Below are 19,194 nucleotides of genomic sequence, written 5' to 3' on the forward strand. Positions count from 1 at the left end.
CCGAAGAGAGCGCTCTCTTGAGCGCACCATCCTGAATTCAAGGGGTGAGGGAATCTCACGTCAAGGCGTTCTTTCTGATCACGTCGCGCAGCCAGAGCGCGCTCTCCTTCGGGGTGCGGCGCTGCGTCGCGTAGTCCACGTGCACGATGCCGAACCTGGGCTCGTAGCCCCACGCCCACTCGAAGTTGTCCAGGAACGACCACACCAGGTAGCCGGTCAGCGGGGCGCCCTGGGCGATCGCCGCGTGGGCGGCGGCCAGATGGTCGCGCAGGAAGATCAGCCGGTCGGCGTCGTCCTCGAAGGCGGCGCCGTTCTCGGTGATCATCAAGGGGGTGCCCGGATAGTCGCGGTGCAGCCGGACCAGCAGGTCGGTCAGGCCATGGGGGGCGATCGCCCAGTCCATCGCGGTGCGTGGCAGGTCGGGCTCGGTGAAGTCCACGCCCTCGCTGCCGGGAAAGGCGGCGTTGGGCGGCCGGCCGATCGTGGTGCTCACCCAGGTCGGGCGGTAGTAGTTGACGCCGAGCAGGTCGATGGGCGCGGCGATGACGGCGGGGTCGCCCTGCCGTACGTGATCGAGGCCCGCGAACCTGTCGATCACCGGCAGCAGGTCCTCCGGGTAGGAGCCGCGCAGGATCGGGTCGAGGAACAGCCGGTTGTGCAGGCCGTCGATCCTGCGGGCCGCCTCGCCATCGCCGACGACGGGGGAGAGGTTGAGCGTGATCGACAGCTCGCGCGCGCCCGCCTCCCGCAGTGCCTGAACGGCCAGACCGTGCGCCAGCAGCAGGTGGTGCGCGGCCACGAACGCCGCTCCAGGTTCGGTACGGCCGGGCGCGTGCGCCCCGCTGGCGTAGCCGAGGAAGGCCGAGCACCATGGCTCGTTCAGCGTCGTCCATGTCCTGGCCCTGTCGCCGAGGCGGGCGTGCACGGCCGAGGCCAGGTCGGCGAAGTGGAAGGCGGTGTCGCGCAGCGTCCAGCCGCCCAGATCCTCCAGCGTCTGCGGCAGGTCCCAGTGATAGAGCGTGACCATCGGCTCCACGCCGGCGGCCAGCAACTCGTCGACCAGCCGGTCGTAGAAGTCCAGGCCGCGCGGGTTGACGGGGCCGCCGCCGTCCGGCTTGATCCGCGGCCAGGAGATCGAGAAGCGGTAGGTCGGCAGGCCGAGCTCGGACATCAGCGCGACGTCCTCGCGATAGCGGTGGTAGTGGTCGCAGGCGACGTCGCCGGTGTGTCCGAGGTGGACGCGGCCCGGGGTGCGGGCGAAGACGTCCCAGATGGAGGGGCCGCGGCCGTCCTCTGTGGCGGCTCCCTCGATCTGGTAGGCCGCGGTGGCGGCCCCCCAACGGAATCCGTCGGGAAAGCGTCGTTCCTGGGTCATCCCTTGAGGGCTCCTTGCATGATTCCTGCGATGATCTGCTTGCCGAACAGCACCGCAACGATGAGCAGCGGGATCGTGGCGACGGTCGTGGCCGCGAGCGTGAAGGAGTAGTCGACGGAGTAGCCGCTGGAGATCGACGACAGGCTCACCTGGACGGTCGGGTTCTCGGGGGTGAGGACCACCAGGGGCCAGAAGAAGTCGTTCCAGGCGTTCATGAAGGTCAACATGCCGAGCACCGCGGCCGCGGGCCGCGCCAGTGGCAGCACCACGCGCCAGAACAGGCCGAACGTCGTGCACCCGTCGACCCTGCCCGCCTCCAGCAGCTCGGTGGGGATGGCGGCCGACAGGTACTGTGCCATGAAGAACACGCCGAACGCGCTGATCAGGTTGGGCGCGATGACCGCGTACAGGGTGTCGATCCAGCCGATGTCGGCCATCAGCATGTACAGCGGGATGATCCCGAGCTGCGTCGGCACCATCATGGTCGCCACGACCGCCAGGTAGAGCCCGTTGCGGCCGCGGAAGCGCAGCTTGGCGAACGCGAACCCGGCCAGCGTCGACAGCAGCACCACGCTCACCGTGATCGACGTGGCGACGATCGCAGAGTTGAGGAGCGCGGTGGCGAAGGAGACGTTCGTGAAGACGCGCTCGATGTTGGCGATCAGGTTGCCGCCCGGCAGGAACGGCGGGGGCACCTGGCCGAGCGCCGAGTTGTCCAGCGAGCCGACGACCGCGCTGTAGTAGAGCGGGAACGCGGAGAAGAACGCGATGGCGGTCAGCGTGAGATAGGTCAGGCGGCCGGGCCTGGGCAGTCCCCTGCGCCTGACCTGGACGAGGGTCTGGGTGAGTGTCGCCATCAACTGCTCCGGATCCTGCGGACGAACAGGTAGTTGATCCCGGCAGCGATGACGATCACGATGAACATCAGCCAGGCGGTCGCCGAGGCGTAGCCGAAGTCGAACCTGCCGAACCCCGCCTCGAACAGGTAGAGGGTCAGTGTCTGGAACTGGTGGTCGTTGCCGCCCGTCGGCATGCCCCCGCCGAACAGCAGCGGCTCGGCCAGCATCTGCATGCCGCCGATCGTCGAGACGATGACGGTGAAGATGATCGTCGGTCTGATCGCCGGGATGGTGATCTTCCAGAGGCGCTGCATCGAGGTGGCCCCGTCGATGATCGCCGCCTCGTGCAGCGACTGGGGAACGGCCTGCATCGCCGCCAGGTAGATCAGGGCGTTGTAGCCGGTCCAGCGCCAGATGACCATGGTCGCGATGGCGATGTGCGAGGTCGCGGTGCCCGCCGCCCAGTCGATCTGGCCCGCGCCGAAAAGGCCGAGGATCCAGTTGACGACGCCGTAGTCGCGGCCGAACAGCTGGCCGAAGATGATCGCGACGGCGACCACGCTGGTGATGTTGGGCAGCAGCACGCTGACCCGCCAGAACGTCTGGCCGCGCAGCCTGCCGTTCAGCACGTGGGCCAGGACCAGGGCCATGAGCAGTTGCGGCACGGTGGACAGGATGAGGATGGAGATGGTGTTGAACAGCGCGTTCCAGAAGTAGGAGTCGCCGAGCAGCGTGAGGTAGTTCTCCAGGCCGAGGAAGGTGTGCCGGTCCTCCAGCAGGCTCCAGTCGTGCAGTGAGACCCAGCCGGTGTAGAGGATGGGAAAGGCGCCGAGGGCGGCGAAGAGCACGAAGAACGGCAGGATGTAGGCGTAGGGGGACGCCTTTACGTCGATACGGTACAGCCACGAACGGATCACGAAATTTCCTCCCAAACGTGGGCGGCCTCGTGTGGCCGCCGTCGCCGGGTGTTTTCCGGGGGAACGGGTCGGGCCGGGTGTGTCCCGTACGGCGGGACACACCCGCCGGGCGGCGTCAGAGGATCTTCTTGACCTCCACCATCGCCTGGCTCCACGCGTCGCCGGGGGACTGCTTGCCCTGCTCGACCCGTCCCAGCGCGTTGTTGATCGCCGTGTTGATGTCACCGGCCTTCGGGCCGAGGTACTGCGCCTTCATCGTCGCCACGGACTCGGAGAAGATCTTGCCGACCGGCGCGTTGTTGAAGAACGGGTTCTTGAAGTCGGTGATGACAGGGTCGCTGTAGAGGGCACTGGTGGAGGGGAAGTTGCCCTTGTTCCTGAAGACCTTCGCCTGCTGCTCGGGCGCGGTCAGCCAGCTCGCCAGCTCGAACGCCTTCTGCTGGTTCTTGCCCTGCTTCGGCATGGTCAGGAAGGACCCGCCCCAGTTGCCGGTGCCGCCGGGGATCTTGGCGATGTCCCACTTGCCCGCGGCGTTCTTGGCCTGCTCCTGGATGAACCCCATCATCCACGAGGGGCAGGCGATGGTCGCGAACGAGCCGCGCTGGAAGCCGGCGTTCCAGTTGGCCGACCACGCGGTGATCTTCGCGGACAGGCCCGCGTTGATGGCCTCGATCGTCTTGTCGTAGGCGGCGCGCACCGCGGGGTTGGTCTCGACGACCACAGTGTCGTTGTTGTCGTACAGGCCGACGTCGGCCTGGCCCAGGATCGACCGGTACATGACGACCGGCCCGTCGAAGAAGGCGGTCTTGGGCAGCTTGGCGGCGGCGAACTTCTTGCCGGTCTCGATGTAGCCGTCCCATGTCGGCCACAGGGCGGAGACCTCGTCACGGTCGGTCGGCAGTCCCGCCTGCTTGAACAGGTCGGTCCGGTAGCACATGGCCATGCCGCCCACGTCGGTGCCGAGCCCGATCTGCTTGCCGTCCTTGGACAGGGAGGTCTGCCACTTCCAGTCGGGCCAGCGGCTCTTGAGCTTGTCCGCGCCCAGGTCGAGAAGGTTGGCGAACCTGTCGGGCTGGGCCTTGAACTGGCCGATCCAGCCCTCCTCGATCGCCTCGATGTCGGCCGCGCCCTTGCCCGTCGCCAGATTGGTGGCGATCCGCCGGTGGTGGTCCTCGGCCGCGGTGACGCGCTCGACGATGTCGACGTCCGGGTGAAGCTTCTCGTACTCCTGGTAGAGGCTCTGGTAACCGAACTCGCCGAACGTGGCGACCACGAGCTTGGTCTTGGCGGTTCCCTGGCTGGTGGCCGGACCGCCACCGCCGCCGCAGGCGGCGAGGGTGGCGACGAGCAAGGCGGTGACGGCTGGAGCGATCATTCCACGCATCGCGCAGCACCTCCGAAGTCGGGGGGAAATTGCCCAGACCATACGGCGGCTTAGATCGGACTTCAATATAAGACGTAAAAAAAGCCGGGTAACGCTGCTGTAACGAGCTCTCCGGCGTCAGCGCAGGAAGCTCTCCACCACGAGCGTCGCCGCGCCGAGCGCCACCGCGTCGGGACCGAGCTCGCCCAGCTCGATCGTGGTCTGCCCGAACGGCAGGGCCAGCGCGTGGCGCCCGGCCGCCTCGCGGAGCGCGGGCAGGTGCCTGCGTCCCAGCAGCAGCCCCGCCCATCCGCCGACCACGATCCGCTCGGGGTTGAACAGGTTGATCAGGTTGCCCAGGCCCGCGCCAAGGAAGGTGACGGTCTCCTCGACCACCCGCCGGGCCGCGGGGGAGTCGTCCTCCAGCAGCGCGGCCAGCGCGGTCTGCTCGTCGCCCGTGGCGATGGCGCCGCCGGCCTCCACATGGCGGCCGAGGATGCCCTCGGCGCCGACATAGGCCTCCAGGCAACCGAGCGAGCCGCACCTGCACCTGCGCCCGCCGACGGCGACGGTCGTGTGGCCCCACTCGCCCGCGCTGCCCGTCGCGCCCCTGTAGGTGTCGGAGTCGGTGACGATGTTGGCGCCCACGCCCGAGCCCACCAGTGCCACGACCGCGTGCCTGGCGCCCCTTCCCGCGCCGAACCACAGCTCGGCCTGGCCCATGGTCTTGGCCCCGTTGTCGATGAACAGCGGAAGGTCCGTGCCCTGGCGTAGGAGCGCTCCCAGCGGAACCGACTCCCACCCGAAGGTCTGGGCGTGGATGACCGACTCGGGGCCCTGCTCGACGATGCCGGGCACGCCGATGCCGACGCCGAGCACGCGCTCGCGCCCCACCCCCGCCTCGGCGAGCACGACGTCGATGCCGGCCAGGATGTGCCTGGCCACCAGCTCCGCCTCGTGCCTCGCAGGGCGCAGCGCGTAGTCGGCCTTGGCGCGCTCGGTCATCGCCAGGTCGAACAGCTCGACCCGCACGTGCGTCTCCCCGACGTCCACGCCGATCGCGTAGCCGTGCTCGGGGTTGACCCGCAGCAGCACGCGGGGACGGCCGCCGTCGGACTCCACCTGGCCCGCCTCGACGATCACGCCCTCGGCCAGCAGATCGCCGGTCACGTTGCTGACCGTGGCGGCGCTGAGCCCCGTCGAGCCGGTGAGCTCCTGCCGGGAGGCGGGTCCGCCGAAGTAGAGCGCGCGCAGCAGCACGGCCCTGTTGCCCCGTCTGAGGTCTCTGACGGTCCTGCGCTGTGGTCCCGACATCATGGCCGCCATCCTCCCCGATCGCTGCGGCCATCTTAGGTCACGATGTGAATTAAGTCAGCGCGAGGTGTAGCGAGTTACTGCGAGATGTGAAATAAGTGCCGCTATGAGCATTGAGGTTCGCGAGGGTGTGGTCGTGGTCGACGGCACGCCCAGAGTGCTGGTGACCGCTGACTACCCCTATTACAGGGACCGGCCCTCGGACTGGGCCGGCAGGTTGCGGGCGCTCCGCGACGATCTGGGCGTGGAAGTGATCACGAGCTACATCCCGTGGCGGCACCACCAGCCCGATCCCGATGTGGCTCCCGACTTCACCGACGTGATCGCCTTCTTCGGGCTCTGCCATGAGCTGGGGCTGAAGGTGATCGCCAAGCCCGGCCCCTTCATCCACGCGGAGACCAACTACGGCGGGCTGCCCGACTGGGTCGCCTCCTACGAGCCCGTGCTGGACTCCGCAGGGGAGCCGTTGCGCTGGGGCGGCCTGCCGCTGCCCGCGCCGCTGGGCGCCGCCTTCTTCGACAGGACCGCGCAGTGGCTCGCGGCGGTCGGCAAGGAGGTACTGGACGCCGCCACCCACCCCGACGGCCCTGTGATCATGATGCAGATCGCCAACGAGGGCCTGTACACCAACGGCGCGCTGCCCCTGACCTCCTACGACTACAGCGACTCCGGCCTGGCGTTCTTCCGGTCCAGACTCCAGCACTGGTACGGCACGCCGCAGGAGTACAACCGCCTGCACGACGCCACGATCACCTCATGGGAACAGGTCCCGCCCACCGGCGCCGACTGGGGCCGCTTCCACGCCGACTACCTCGCCGAGGTCTACCGGCGATGGGCCGACGCGGTCGGCTGCCGCGTGCCGGTGGTCGTCAACCTCAACCCGCCGACGGTCGCGCACCTGGACGACTGGCTGGCCAGGGTACGCCCCGCCACCTGGGACGACATCCACTACGGCTTCACCAACTGGATGGGCGTGGTCTCCGCCGACGCCGACGCGCACGCCCGCTACGTGATCGCCGCCAAGCTCGCCCCCGGTCCCAACATGGAGGAGAACTGGGGCTTCTCCGAGCTCTACGACCGCGCCTACGCCGACGCGACGACGAGCTTCCACCAGACGCTGCTGGCGATGGCGGCAGGGGCCACCGGGTTCAACGTCTACACCGGCGTGAACACCTCGTGGTGGACGGATGAGCTGGACGCCGGGCACGCTCCGCCGTACCCGGACTGCGCCCCCATCGCCGCGGACGGGACCGCCACGGAGAAGGCGCCGGTGGTCAAGGCCCTGGCGGACTTCTTCGGCAGGCACGGGGCGGAGTTCCTGGAGTGCGTGCCGGCCACAGGCGGCGCCTTCGGGCTCTACCTGCCGTACGCGGGGACCGGGGCGTGCGGGGCGGCGCTGCGGGCCTACCACGACAGGATGCGCGCGGCAGGGCTGGACTACGCGCTGCTCGACCTGCAGCACACCACGGCCGAGCGGCTGGCGGCGCACGGAACGGTGACGGTGCCGGGCGGGAGGCGCATGCACCGGGCCGTCCAGCGACTGCTGGCCGACCACGCCGCCGGTGGCGGGCGGGTGCTGGTCGACGGCGAGGTCCCGGTCGAGGACGAGGACGCGCGGCCGTGCGCGGTGCTGGCCGGCGCGCTGTCAGGTGAGGCGCAGCCCTTGCCCGTCCCTGCCGCGCGAGTGGTGCGCGGCAGGGCCGACGTCTACCTCAGGGCGCATCCGTCGAGCGGCGTCCGCTACCTCACGGTCCTCGCGCACAGCGACAACGACGAGCCGATCGGGGTGGAGGTGGGTGGCGACAGGCTGGAGGTCGTCACCTGCCGCGGTGGCGCGGCCGTGGCCAGGCTGGCCGGAGGGAGGCTCGACGATCACCTGGTCAAGGGGGTCAACAGCTTCCTCGACTCCGCCGTTTCCGCCGCCATCGCGTTCGGGGGCACGCGGTTCGCCGCGGTCGAGGCGGGCGACCTCTACTCCCTGTGACGTTCCCTGCGACCCTGGCCCCCGCTCGAAAGCGGGGGCCAGGGCCGGCGCTCAGGCGGGCTGGGGCTCCTCGGGCGCGGCCGGCGGCTCCTCGCCCCCGACCGCTCGCAGCGCTCCGCCGATCGCGGCGATCGTGTGGGTCAGGCGCAGCCCCGACCCGTCGCGCCTGCCGATCTCCTCGGGCAGCGGCACCGGCTTGCCCACCGCCGACACCGCCTTCGCCGGCCCGGGGCCCGCCCACGCCAGCAGCAGCACGTCCTCACCCTTGAGGAAGCGCTGCGCCCGCACGCCTCCCGTCGCCCTGCCCTTCGGCGGGAACTCCGCGTAGTCGGACACCTTGCCGCCGCCCACCTGCGTGCCGGGCAACGCCGTCGCCGATCCGGCGATCGTCACCACCTGTGAGGGCTGGGCGGGGTCGACCGCGCCGAACCAGACGACCGTGGCCCCGCCGTCGAGCCTGATGCCGGCCATGCCGCCCGCCGGGCGGCCCTGCGGGCGCACCACCGAGGCCTGGTAGCGCAGCAGCTGCGCGTCGGAGGTGATGAACACCAGGTCGTGCTCCTCCGATTCCAGCTCCACCGCGCCGACGACCACGTCGCCGTCCTTCAGCCCGATGACCTCGAAGTCGTCGCGGTTGCCCGGGTAGTCGGGCACGACCCGCTTCACCACGCCCTGCGCGGTGCCCAGCGCGAGCCCTGGACTGTCGGGATCGAGCGAGCCCAGGCCGACCACGACCTCGTCGGGGTTGAGCGAGACGTACTCGGCGATCGGATGGCCGCCCGACAGCGAGGGCGGATTCGCCGAGGGCGGCAGAGTCGGCAGGTCGACCACGTTGACGCGGATCATCCGGCCATGGGAGGTCACCACGCCCACGTCGCCTCTGACGGAGCTGCGCACCGCCGAGACCAGCACGTCATGGGCCGACCGCTCGGCGCCACCGGCCAGCGGCGAGGCGTCGCTGGTGCGGGCCAGCAGCCCCGTCGACGACAGCAGCACCAGGCAGGGGTCGTCGGCGACCTCCAGCGTCACCGCGGCGCTGCGCGTCACGCCCGACGACTCCAGCAGCACGGTACGGCGCGGCGTGCCGTACTTCTTGGCCACGTCGGCCAGCTCGCCGGAGACCACCTGGCGCAGCCGGGCATCGGAGGACAGGATGTCGCTCAGATCGGCGATCTCCTCCGACAGCGTCTGCTTCTCCCTGTCGAGCTCCAGCTTGTCGAAGCGGGTCAGGCGGCGCAGCGGCGTGTCGAGGATGTAGGCGGCCTGGATCTCCGACAGGTCGAAGACCTCCATCAGGCGGGCGCGCGCCTGCGCGGAGTCGTCGCTGGAGCGGATGACCTGGATGACCTCGTCGATGTTGAGCAGCGCGATGATCAGGCCGTCGACCAGGTGCAGGCGCTCCTCGCGCTTGCGCTTGCGGTGCTCGGAGCGGCGCCGCACGACCTCGAGCCGGTGCTCGACGTAGACCTTCAGCAGCTCGCGCAGGCCCAGCGTGCGCGGCTCGCCGTCGACCAGCGCGACGTTGTTGATGCCGAAGGACTCCTCCATCGGCGTCAGCCGGTAGAGCTCCTCCAGCACGGCCTCGGGGATGAAGCCGTTCTTGATCTCGATGACCAGGCGCAGGCCCTTGTGCCGGTCGGTGAGGTCCTTCAGGTCGGCGATGCCCTGGAGCTTCTTGGCGTTGACCAGCTCCTTGATCTTGCCGATCACGCGCTCGGGGCCGACGTTGAACGGCAGTTCGGTGACGACGATGCCCTTGCGGCGCGGGGTCGTCTGCTCCACGGCGCACTTGGCGCGCATGCGGAAGGTGCCGCGCCCGCTCTCGTAGGCGTCGCGGACCCCCTGCAGCCCGATGATCGTGCCGCCCGTCGGCAGGTCGGGCCCCGGCACGTACTTCATCAGCTCGTCGAGCGTCGCGTCGGGCTTCTTGATCAGATGGCGGGCGGCCGCGACGACCTCGACGAGGTTGTGCGGCGCCATGTTGGTCGCCATGCCGACCGCGATGCCGGTCGTGCCGTTGACCAGCAGGTTCGGGAAGGCCGACGGCAGGACGGTCGGCTCGGTCTCCTGGCCGTCGTAGTTGGGCTTGAAGTCGACGGTGTCCTCGTCGATCGACTGCACCATCAGCATGGCGGCGGGCGCCAGCCTGGCCTCGGTGTACCGCATGGCGGCCGGCAGGTCGTCGGGCGAGCCGAAGTTGCCGTGGCCGTCGACCAGCGGGATGCGCATGGAGAACGGCTGGGCGCACCGCACCAGCGCGTCGTAGATGGCGCTGTCGCCATGGGGGTGGAGCTTGCCCATGACGTCGCCGACGACGCGCGAGGACTTCACGTGCCCGCGGTCGGGGCGCAGGCCCATCTCGCTCATCGAGTAGAGGATGCGCCGCTGGACGGGCTTGAGCCCGTCGCGCGCGTCGGGCAGCGCGCGCTGGTAGATCACCGAGTAGGCGTACTCGAGGAAGCTCGTGCGCATCTCAGCGGAAACGTCGATGTCGACGATCCGCTCCTCGAAGTCCTCGTCAGGTGGGGGTGTGGTCGTCCGTCGGGCCATGTCGAACATTGTGCCGAAGAATCTTGGGTGCACGCGACTCAGCCACGTGTTTGCCCGGCTCGCGGTCGAAAGTGCCCCTGCGCGTCAGGATGGTCGGTGTGCGCCGGGCCACGGTCCCGGGGTCTCGCCCTCGTCCACGTCGCCGGGCTCGTTCAGCCGCTCGTCGTACACCTGGAAGCCGCGTGCCAGGTAGTTCGCCAGAGCGGCAGGCCCGTCGAGCGAGCAGGTGTGCAGCCACACGCGTTCGGTGGCGGGAAGCCCTGGCCAGCGTGAGGCCAGGTCCCATGCGCGTGCCGTACCGACCGAGAGCAGGTGGCCGCCCACGCCCCCGCCCATCGCGAACGGCAGCAGCCCGAAGTAGGCGATCTCCACCTGCGCGCCCTGCTGCGGCTCCAGTTCGACGTAGCCGGCGGGGGTGCCCCTGTGCCAGGCGACCCAGGTCTCGATGCCGGGCCTGGTCAGGTACTCCATCCACTGGTCGTAGGTCCAGGTGAGGCGTCCCGTCCACTGCCAGTCGCCGCCGACGGCCGTGTACAGGAACCGGCTGAACTCGGGAGAGGGCACCTCGGCCCGCACCACCTCGACCGGCAGCCGAGGTGGTTTGGCCGGGATCAGCGCGTCGGGCGAGCGTTGCTCGAGATACGAGGTGATGACATCCACGCCCGATATTTCAGCACGTGGTCCCCTTGGCAGGGACGACCAGGTCCGTCAGGTAGCGGTTGACGTGGTCCCTGGCGCAGGCGTTGCTCGGGTAGAGCGTGTGACCCGGCCCCTCGTGCCGTACCAGGCCGCTGCCCGGCACCTGCGCCAGCACCCGCGCCACGGCGTCCGACTCGCCCCAGGCGCCCGCGCCGAGCAGCGGCGGCAGCCCCTTCGGCAGCGGGCTCGGCGGGTTGGTCACCTTCACCGGCCACCCCACGCAGGTGAGGGTGGCCGTCGCCAGCGTGTTCGCGGTGCCGGCGCTCGGCGCGATCGCGTTCAGCCTGGCCACCGTCGCGGCCATCTCCTTGCGCGTGCCGAAGCGCGGCCAGTCGACGCACTCGGTGACGCCCGTCGCGACGTCCGGGTAGCGCAGGCCGCGCGGCGGCACGAAGCCCGACGCGTCGCCGCGTGCGGCCTTCTCGATCGCCGCGGTCAGCGTCTTCCAGCCCTCCGGTCCCTGCCGGACGAACCCCATCGCCAGCCCCTGCAGGTCGCGGCCGTCGTAGGCGACGCTCGCCCCGGCGGGGACGGGGGAGCGGTCGGCCCTGGCGACGAGCCGGCGCCAGAAGGACGGCTTGCACGCCGCCGCCTCGCACGAGGCGAAGTATCGGCCCATGGCCTGCTCGTTCTGCCGCGCGGTGTCCTCCAGCTCCCGGGTCCAGTCGGCGGTGGCGTGGTTCCATGTGCCGTCCAGGACCATCGCCCGGACCTTGCCGGGGAACAGCCTGGCGTAGGCCTGGCCGTAGAAGCCGGCGTAGGAGGCGCCGTAGAAGGTGAGCTTCGGCTCGCCGAGGGCCTTCCTGATCGCCTCCATGTCCCTGGCGTGGTCGGCCGAGCTCATGTTCGCGAACAGTTCGGGGTCGCGGTTGCGGCAGGCCTCGGCGATGCCCCTGTTGGTGTCGGTCATCCTGGCGAACTCGGCGTCGTCGCGCGGGAAGGCGGGGATCGGAACGCGCGTCCAGACGCACGGCAGTCCCGTGCTGGTGCCCTGGAACTGCTCGCCGTAGCCGCGGGTGTCCCAGGTGACGATGTCCATCCGCTTGCGCAGGTCGGCCCACATCTGGGGCATGGACTCCGTCAGCCTGATCCCTGGGGCGCCGGGCCCGCCGTACGCGATGAGGACCGACCCGGCCGACCGGCCCGTGGCGCGCAGCCTGCCGACCTTGAGAGTGAGGCTGCGCCCTTCGGGCTTGGACCAGTCGACGGGGACGGTGACCTCCAGCCTCTCCATCCGTTCGGCGGGCACGGAGGCCGAGGCGGAGGGGGCGGGAGAGGGATCGAGGGCGGCCGAGGGCATGGGCCCCAGCAGCGCAAGAGTCAGAACGGCGTGTGCGATCATGCCGGACACGCTGCCGAATCCCCTGGTTCCCGCACATCAGACCACGGTCTGACATCACTCACCCGCCGTTGTCTTGACCAAGCAATTGCTTGGCAAGTACGGTCCCGGAGAGGAGATCCCCTGGAGGCGTCATGATCGAGTTCCATCCGGTGACCAAGCACATCGGCGCCGAGGTGACCGGCGTCGACCTGCGCAAACCGCTATCGCCGGAAGAGGTCGCCACCATCAGGCAAGGCTGGCTCACCCACCTCGTGCTCTTCTTCCGCGACCAGCACATCGACGACGAGCAGCACCTGCAGTTCGCGCTGAACTTCGGCACGCTGAACCATCCCGCCTTCAAGAAGGACGGCGCCAGCCCCATCCACGTGCTCGACCAGACCGACCCCAAAGGCGAGGGCGGCGACGAGTGGCACAGCGACAACACCTTCGAGCCGACCCCGCCGATGGGTTCCCTGCTGCGCTGCGTCCAACTGCCCAGCGTCGGGGGCGACACGCTCTGGGCCAACACCTACCTCGCCTACGAGACCCTCTCGCCACCTCTGCAACGCCTGTGCGACGAGCTGACAGCCGTGCACGACATCACGGCCTCCATGAAGAAGGCCATCTCGAAGGGGCACCCCTTCGACCTGGCCGAAGTCCAGGCCAAGTGGCCGCCGCTGGTACGCCCCGTGGTCCGCACCCACGCCGAGACGGGACGCAAGGCGCTGTTCGTCAACCGGTCGTCCACGACCCGCCTGGTCGGCCTCTCTGACAGGGAGAACGAGGCGCTGCTCCCGCTGCTGATCGACCACATCCGCTCCGCCGAGTACCAGGTGCGGCTGAGATGGCGTCCCGGCACGCTCGCCTTCTGGGACAACCGCTCCACCCAGCACTACGCCGTCGCCGACTACACCGAGCGGCGTCGCATGCACCGCGTCACCGTCAACGCCTTCCCCGAGCACGCCGACCCCGCCTGATCCGCCTCGCCGGGCCGCGGGCGGGCGCGGCCCGGAGAGCGCCGGTCCTGTCCTGGAACACCGCTCGCGGGAGAATTCGTCGGCGGGACCTGGTAACAAGGAGCACATGACTGAAGCGGTCGCGATGATGCGGGAAGAAGCCGAAGCCCATCTCCGCGCTCTGGCGGGTGATCACGCGCGGCTGCGTGACGACCAGTGGTCGGCGATCGAGGCGCTCGTCGTCGACCGGCGCAGGGTCCTAGTCGTGCAGCGCACCGGCTGGGGCAAGTCGGCCGTCTACTTCGTCGCCACCGCGCTGCTCAGGGAGCTGGGCGAGGGGCCGACCGTCATCGTCTCCCCGCTGCTGGCGCTGATGCGCAACCAGATCGCCGCCGCCGAGCGCGCCGGCATCCGCGCCGTCACCATCAACTCGGCCAACCCCGAGGAGTGGGAGGAGATCTACGGGCGCGTCGCCGAGGGCATGGTCGACGTGCTCCTGGTCAGCCCCGAGCGGCTCAACAATCCCGACTTCCGCGACAACGTCCTGCCCGAGCTGGCCGAGAGCGCGGGGCTCGTGGTCGTCGACGAGGCCCACTGCATCTCCGACTGGGGCCACGACTTCCGCCCCGACTACCGCAGGCTGGCGACCCTGTTCGAGGACCTGCCGCCCGGCATCCCCGTGCTCGCCACCACCGCCACCGCCAACGCGCGCGTCACCCGCGACGTGGCCGAGCAACTGGGCGGCGACGACGCGCTGGTCCTGCGCGGGCCGCTCGAGCGCGACAGCCTCCACCTGTCCGTCGTACGGCTGGCCGGCGCCGAGCAGCGCCTGGCCTGGCTCGCCCAGACCCTCAACGAGCTGCCGGGGTCCGGCATCGTCTACACCCTCACCGTCGCGGCCGCCCACGAGATCGCCGGCCACCTGCGCGACCAGGGTCACGAGGTGGCCGCCTACTCCGGCCAGACCGAGCCCGCCGAGCGCCTGGCCGCCGAGGAGGCCCTGCTCAACAACAAGATCAAGGCGCTGGTGGCGACCAGCGCGCTCGGCATGGGCTTCGACAAGCCCGACCTGGGCTTCGTCATCCACGTCGGCGCTCCGCAGTCGCCCGTGGCCTACTACCAGCAGGTCGGCCGTGCGGGCCGCGGCGTGGAGCGAGCCGAGGTCATCCTGCTGCCCGGCACCGAGGACCGCGACATCTGGGCGTACTTCACCTCGCTCGCCTTCCCGCCCGAGCCGGTCGTCCGGGCCACGCTCCAGGCGCTGGAGCAGAACGGCGGTGTGATGTCCACCCAGGCCCTCGAGACGGTCGTCGACCTCAGCCGCAGCCGCCTGGAGATGATGCTGAAGGTCCTCGACGTCGACGGTGCGGTCCGCAGGGTCAAGGGCGGCTGGACGGCGACCGGCGAGGAGTGGGCCTACGACGCCGAGCGGTACGCCAGGATCGCCGCCGAACGCCGGTCCGAGCAGGAGGCCATGCTCGGTTACCTGACCACGACCGAGTGCAGGGAGGAGTACCTGCGCAGGCGGCTCGACGACGAGGCGGCCACGCCGTGCGGGCGGTGCGACAACTGCACGGGCGCGCACCGCTCGCCGGAGATCGCCGCGGTGGCCGTGGAGAGCGCCAGGCAGGCGCTGAGCAGGCCGGGCGTCGAGGTCGAGGCGCGCAGGCAGTGGCCGACAGGGCTGGCCGACCTGTCCGGGCGCATCAAGCCGGAGCTGGGCGCCGAACCCGGCAGGGCGCTCGGCAGGCTGACCGACATCGGGTGGGGCAACAGGCTGCGCGAGCTGTTCAACGCGCCCGACGCGCCCATGGCCGACGACATGTTCAAGGCGGTCGTCCACGTGCTGGCCGCCTGGGAGTGGAAGCAGCGGCCCGTCGCGGTGGTGAACGTGCCGTCGGCGTCGCGCCCGCTGCTGGTCAGGGGATTCGCCGAACGCCTGGCACAGGTGGGCAGGCTCACCTACCTCGGCGAGCTGGGCTACCGGGCGGGCTCGCCCGGCCAGCAGTTCAACAGTGCCAAGCGGGTGCAGGCGATCAGAGGGACGCTGGCGATGCCCAAGGAGCTGGGAGCGGCGATCGCGCAGTGCGGCGGGCCTGTGCTGCTGATCGACGACCGGGTCGACACCGGGTGGACGATGACGCTCGCCGCGGCGCTGGTCCGGCACGCGGGCGCGCCCGCCGTCCTGCCCCTGGCCCTGGCCACCACCTCCTGACCGACGGGCGTCAGGGGGCGACGCCCATCGTCGTGACGTCGTAGTCGTGGTAGACGGCGCTGACGTGCACGTTCGTCGCCCCCTTCCCCCTGATCAACCCTCCCTTGATCCACAGCAGCGGCAGCACCAGTCCCTCCTCCAGCACCAGCCGCTCGGCCTGCCGCCACGTCCGAGCCCTGGCCTCCGGGTCGAGCGTCCTGCGCGACTGGTCGATCAGGCGGTCCACCTGGGTCAGCCGCACTCCCAGGTTGGTGGAGAACCCGCTTTCGACGATCTCCCTGCTGTCGATCAGCGGCGACAGCATCGGGTCGGCGTCCGGCCAGTCCGGGGACCACCGCCGCATCACCAGCCCGACCTTCTGCTTGGTGTGCGCCGCCGGGTTGCCGAGCGTGTCGATCTCCTCCAGCAGCGGCACGTTCTTGACCGTGACCTCGATACCCGCGGCCGCGAGGTTGTCACGGATCACGTTGCCCGCCGAGACGTCCGTCTCGCCGTCCCTGGTCAGCAGCGTGAACGAGACCTTCCCGCACGACTCGGGCGGCCGGGCCGCCGACGCCAGGGGGCGCGGGTCGTCCAGCTCGCCCCGTCCCGGCATCGACGGCGGCTGCAGGCGGGTGGCGATCTCGGTGCCGAAGGGGCCGTCGCCGTACACCCGGTGCAGCGCCGCCCTGTCGACGGCGGCCAGGACCGCCTTGCGGCACTCGGCCCTGTCCAACGGCGCGAGGCGCGTGTTGACGGCGAGGAAACGCAGGAAGTTCATCGACGGCGCGTCGCTCCGGACGTTGAGCGCCGGATCGGCCCTGACCTTGTCGAGGGTGGCGCTCGCCGGTGTCGACATCACCTCCAGCTCGCCCGAGAGGAGCTTCCTGCCGGCCTCCTCGGCGTTCATGTTCCAGGTGAGCTCGACCCGGTCAGGCAACGCCGTCCTGTGAGGGTCGCCGGCGCCGCTCCAGTGGGCGTTGCGGACCAGCGTGACGGAGGTGCCGCTCCTCGCCCCCACCTTGTAGGGGCCGGAGGAGAGCGGCTTCGTGGAGCCCATGCGCACCGGCATGGTGACGGGCAGCGTCGCGAGCTGGTTGAAGCTGGACATCGGGTGCTTCAGCCTGAAGACGACGGTCCTGGCGTCAGGGGTGCTGATCGCCTTGCCCGCGTCGGCGGCGGTGTAGGCACCGGGCATGTCGAGCAGCCGCACGATCGCATCGGTGCCGTTGGGCATGAGCTCCCTGTCCGCCGACCGCATGACCGCGTACTTCACGTCCGCCGAGGTGATCGGCGTGCCGTCCTCGAACAGCAGCCCGTCCCTGAGGGTGAACGTCCAGGTCCTGCCGTCGTCGGAGGTCTCGCCCAGCTTCTCGGCCAGGTCGGGGACCACCTCGGTGCCCGCGGCTCCCGGTGCGGGCCTGTACATGGTCAGCGACCGCCCGTAGAGGCGGCCGTAGTTCCACAGCTCGGTGTTGAAGCTGTTGGCGGGGTCGATGTCGTCCAGGGCGGCGGTGGTGCCGATGCGCAGCGTGCCGCCCTTCCTGGTGGACGGGGCGACCACCCCGGTCAGCGCCGCGTTGAAGGCCGCCGGCCGATGCGTCGGGGCGGACTGGGGTGTCACCTGGCCGCCACCGTCCGCGTTCGTGCGCGGCCACGCCCACACCGCGACCCCCAGCAGGACGGTCATCGCCGCCGCCCCGATCGGCACCAGCACCTTCGGCCACCGGCCCGGCTTCTCCGCCACCGCCCCCGACACCGGATACCTGGCGGGAGGCAGAGGGGCGGGCGGGCCGTGCGGGTACCGCGGAGCGGTCGCCGGCGTCACCCCGTGCGGCAGCGGGGGGTAGGGCGGCGCGGGGACCGGTGCCTGGGCGCCCGAGCCGAACCCGATCAGCGCCCGCACCAGCTGCTCGGCCGTCGGCCGCGCCGCGGGGTCCTTGGCCAGCGACGCCCACAGCAGCTCCCGCAGCGGCTCTCCCACGCCCGACAAGTCGGGCTCCAGCGCCAGGATCCGATGCATCACCACCGGCAGCGACCCGAACCCGAAGGCCCCGCGCCCCGTGGCCGCGTAGGCCATCGTCCCCGCCCACGAGAAGACGTCGCCCGCGGGTGTGGTGTCGCCGTGGAACTGCTCGGGCGCCATGTAGGCGGGCGTCCCCACCACGCTCGTCGTCAGGCTCTGGCTCATGTCCAGCGCCCGCGCGATGCCGAAGTCGATCACCCTGGGGCCGTCGGCGGCCAGCAGCACGTTGCTCGGCTTGAAGTCGCGGTGGACGACCCCCGCCCGGTGGATCGCCGCCAGCGCGGTGGCCGTCGTGACCGCCAGCCGTACCAGAGAGGCGCCCGTCAGCGGCCCCGACTCGGCAACCTGCCGCTGCAGCGAAGGGCCGTCGACGAACTCGCTGACGATGTACGGCTGGTCGTCGAGCGCGCCGACCTCCAGCACCTTGGCCGTGCAGAACTCCGCGACCCTGCGCGCCGCCTCGGCCTCGCGCCTGAAGCGCCGCACCGCCGAGGCGTCGTCGGCGAACCTGGCGTGCAGCATCTTGATCGCGACCGGTTCGCCCGAGGGGGCGAGACCGAGGTAGACGCTGCCCTGGCCGCCCTCACCGAGGAACCCGGTGACCTGGTAGGCGCCGACCATGTGCGGATCGCCCGGCCGTAACGCACGCACGCGGGTTCTTCACTCCCTTGTCGCGACATCAGGAGTATCCACCATAGGTGGCGCTAGAGGCGGGGGCGAGCCCCGAGGTGAGAGATCGCCTTCGAGGCCAGGCGGCAGCCCGCCGCCAGCGCCTCGGCGGGCGGCTTACCGGCCAGCCACTCGGGCAGGAACCCCGCGGCGAACGCGTCGCCCGCGCCGGTGCCGTCGACCACCCGGTCCACCGGCTCGGCGGCGACCTTGACCGGCTCCGGCCTGCCGTTGGTGTACCAGAGGGCGCCGTCGACGTTCATCTTGATGACGACCTGCGGGAACCACGCGGTGAGCACCTTGACGGCCGCCTCGGGGTCGTCGCGCCCGGTGAGCACCTTGGCCTGGTCGGCGTTGGCGAACAGCAGCTTGGCGCCGTTGGTCCACTCGAGGAACGGCTCGGCGCCCGTGCGCTCCAGCGGCGCGGAGGAGGAGCAGTCGACCGAGATCGACATGCCGGACCTGCGGGCCATCTCGAGGGCGGCCAGACCGGCCTCGCGGGAGCCCTCGTTGATCAGCGTGTAACCGGACAGATGGAGGTGGCCACCCGAGTTGAACAGGTCGCGCGGCAGGTCCTCCGGCGACAATGCGGCGTTGGCGCCAGGATCGGACAGCATGGTGCGCTCGCCCTTGTGCGTGACGAGCACCACGCAGGTGCCCGTGGGACGCTCGGGATCCATCACGAGCCTGGCGTCGACGCCGTAGCCCATGAGCTCCATGTCGCGGTTGCGTCCGGTGATGTCGGCGCCTCGGCGGCCGATGAAAGCGACCTCCGCACCCTCGACCGCAAGCCACGAGGCGATGTTGGCCCCCGAGCCGCCACCATGCATGGTGACGATCGCCGGGGTGTCGCTCGCCCTGGCCAGCGCGTAGCGGGCGCGCGCGACCGCATCGGTCATGAGATCGCCCACCACCACGACCCGCGTCATGATGTCACCGCCTTGCTGCAATCCTTCGCGCCTGACGCCGAAAAACTTAACAGCTTCA

13 protein-coding genes are annotated in these 19,194 nt (G+C 70.4%); 3 read left to right on the forward strand and 10 right to left on the reverse strand.

Going from position 1 to position 19,194, the window contains the following annotated elements; translation table 11 throughout:
* Positions 1-55: 55 nt before the first annotated feature.
* The 5 genes from AC3EO4_RS15150 to AC3EO4_RS15170 all read right to left on the reverse strand — a co-directional run bounded on the left by AC3EO4_RS15150 (position 56) and on the right by AC3EO4_RS15170 (position 5,811).
* Positions 56-1,375, reverse strand: coding sequence for a GH1 family beta-glucosidase (locus AC3EO4_RS15150; protein ID WP_431896112.1), 1,320 nt, complete (start codon positions 1,373-1,375; stop codon positions 56-58).
* Complete coding sequence (locus tag AC3EO4_RS15155; RefSeq protein WP_379573657.1) at positions 1,372-2,232, reverse strand: carbohydrate ABC transporter permease; 861 nt, start codon at positions 2,230-2,232, stop codon at positions 1,372-1,374. The genes AC3EO4_RS15150 and AC3EO4_RS15155 overlap by 4 nt, the downstream gene beginning before the upstream one ends.
* On the reverse strand, positions 2,232-3,131 hold the full coding sequence (locus AC3EO4_RS15160; protein WP_379573658.1) for a carbohydrate ABC transporter permease: 900 nt from the start codon (positions 3,129-3,131) through the stop codon (positions 2,232-2,234). The genes AC3EO4_RS15155 and AC3EO4_RS15160 overlap by 1 nt, the downstream gene beginning before the upstream one ends.
* Before the next feature lie 115 nt (positions 3,132-3,246).
* Positions 3,247-4,515, reverse strand: a complete 1,269-nt coding sequence (locus AC3EO4_RS15165) for an ABC transporter substrate-binding protein (protein ID WP_431896114.1) — start codon at positions 4,513-4,515, stop codon at positions 3,247-3,249.
* Between the two features lie 117 nt (positions 4,516-4,632).
* Positions 4,633-5,811, reverse strand: a complete 1,179-nt coding sequence (locus AC3EO4_RS15170) for an ROK family protein (RefSeq protein ID WP_379573660.1) — start codon at positions 5,809-5,811, stop codon at positions 4,633-4,635.
* Positions 5,812-5,914: 103 nt separating this feature from the next.
* Between AC3EO4_RS15170 and AC3EO4_RS15175 the strand changes: the two genes are divergently transcribed.
* Positions 5,915-7,792, forward strand: coding sequence for a beta-galactosidase (locus AC3EO4_RS15175; protein ID WP_431896116.1), 1,878 nt, complete (start codon positions 5,915-5,917; stop codon positions 7,790-7,792).
* A gap of 51 nt (positions 7,793-7,843) precedes the next feature.
* Here AC3EO4_RS15175 and AC3EO4_RS15180 read toward each other — a convergent pair whose 3' ends face one another.
* The 3 genes from AC3EO4_RS15180 to AC3EO4_RS15190 all read right to left on the reverse strand — a co-directional run bounded on the left by AC3EO4_RS15180 (position 7,844) and on the right by AC3EO4_RS15190 (position 12,383).
* Positions 7,844-10,342, reverse strand: coding sequence for a DNA gyrase/topoisomerase IV subunit A (locus AC3EO4_RS15180; protein ID WP_379573662.1), 2,499 nt, complete (start codon positions 10,340-10,342; stop codon positions 7,844-7,846).
* An 84-nt stretch (positions 10,343-10,426) separates the two neighbouring features.
* Complete coding sequence (locus AC3EO4_RS15185) at positions 10,427-11,002, reverse strand: GNAT family N-acetyltransferase (RefSeq protein WP_431896118.1); 576 nt, start codon at positions 11,000-11,002, stop codon at positions 10,427-10,429.
* A 10-nt stretch (positions 11,003-11,012) separates the two neighbouring features.
* Positions 11,013-12,383 (reverse strand): alpha/beta fold hydrolase, encoded by a 1,371-nt coding sequence (locus tag AC3EO4_RS15190; protein WP_431896120.1) that lies wholly within the window; start codon positions 12,381-12,383, stop codon positions 11,013-11,015.
* A gap of 131 nt (positions 12,384-12,514) precedes the next feature.
* On the opposite strand from AC3EO4_RS15190, the gene AC3EO4_RS15195 reads away from it, so the two are divergent.
* Both AC3EO4_RS15195 and AC3EO4_RS15200 read left to right on the forward strand, forming a co-directional pair.
* On the forward strand, positions 12,515-13,339 hold the full coding sequence (locus AC3EO4_RS15195; RefSeq protein WP_379573665.1) for a TauD/TfdA dioxygenase family protein: 825 nt from the start codon (positions 12,515-12,517) through the stop codon (positions 13,337-13,339).
* 106 nt (positions 13,340-13,445) lie between these two features.
* On the forward strand, positions 13,446-15,533 hold the full coding sequence (locus AC3EO4_RS15200) for a RecQ family ATP-dependent DNA helicase (protein ID WP_379573666.1): 2,088 nt from the start codon (positions 13,446-13,448) through the stop codon (positions 15,531-15,533).
* Between the two features lie 10 nt (positions 15,534-15,543).
* On the opposite strand, the gene AC3EO4_RS15205 is transcribed toward AC3EO4_RS15200, so the two are convergent.
* Both AC3EO4_RS15205 and AC3EO4_RS15210 read right to left on the reverse strand, forming a co-directional pair.
* Complete coding sequence (locus AC3EO4_RS15205) at positions 15,544-18,189, reverse strand: ABC transporter substrate-binding protein (protein ID WP_431896122.1); 2,646 nt, start codon at positions 18,187-18,189, stop codon at positions 15,544-15,546.
* Between the two features lie 53 nt (positions 18,190-18,242).
* The gene (locus tag AC3EO4_RS15210) at positions 18,243-19,136 is read right to left on the reverse strand and encodes a carbohydrate kinase family protein (RefSeq protein WP_379573668.1); all 894 of its coding nucleotides are present in this window, start codon (positions 19,134-19,136) and stop codon (positions 18,243-18,245) included.
* Positions 19,137-19,194 lie beyond the last annotated feature (58 nt).

It is taken from the genome of Nonomuraea sp. bgisy101, from assembly GCF_057708945.1.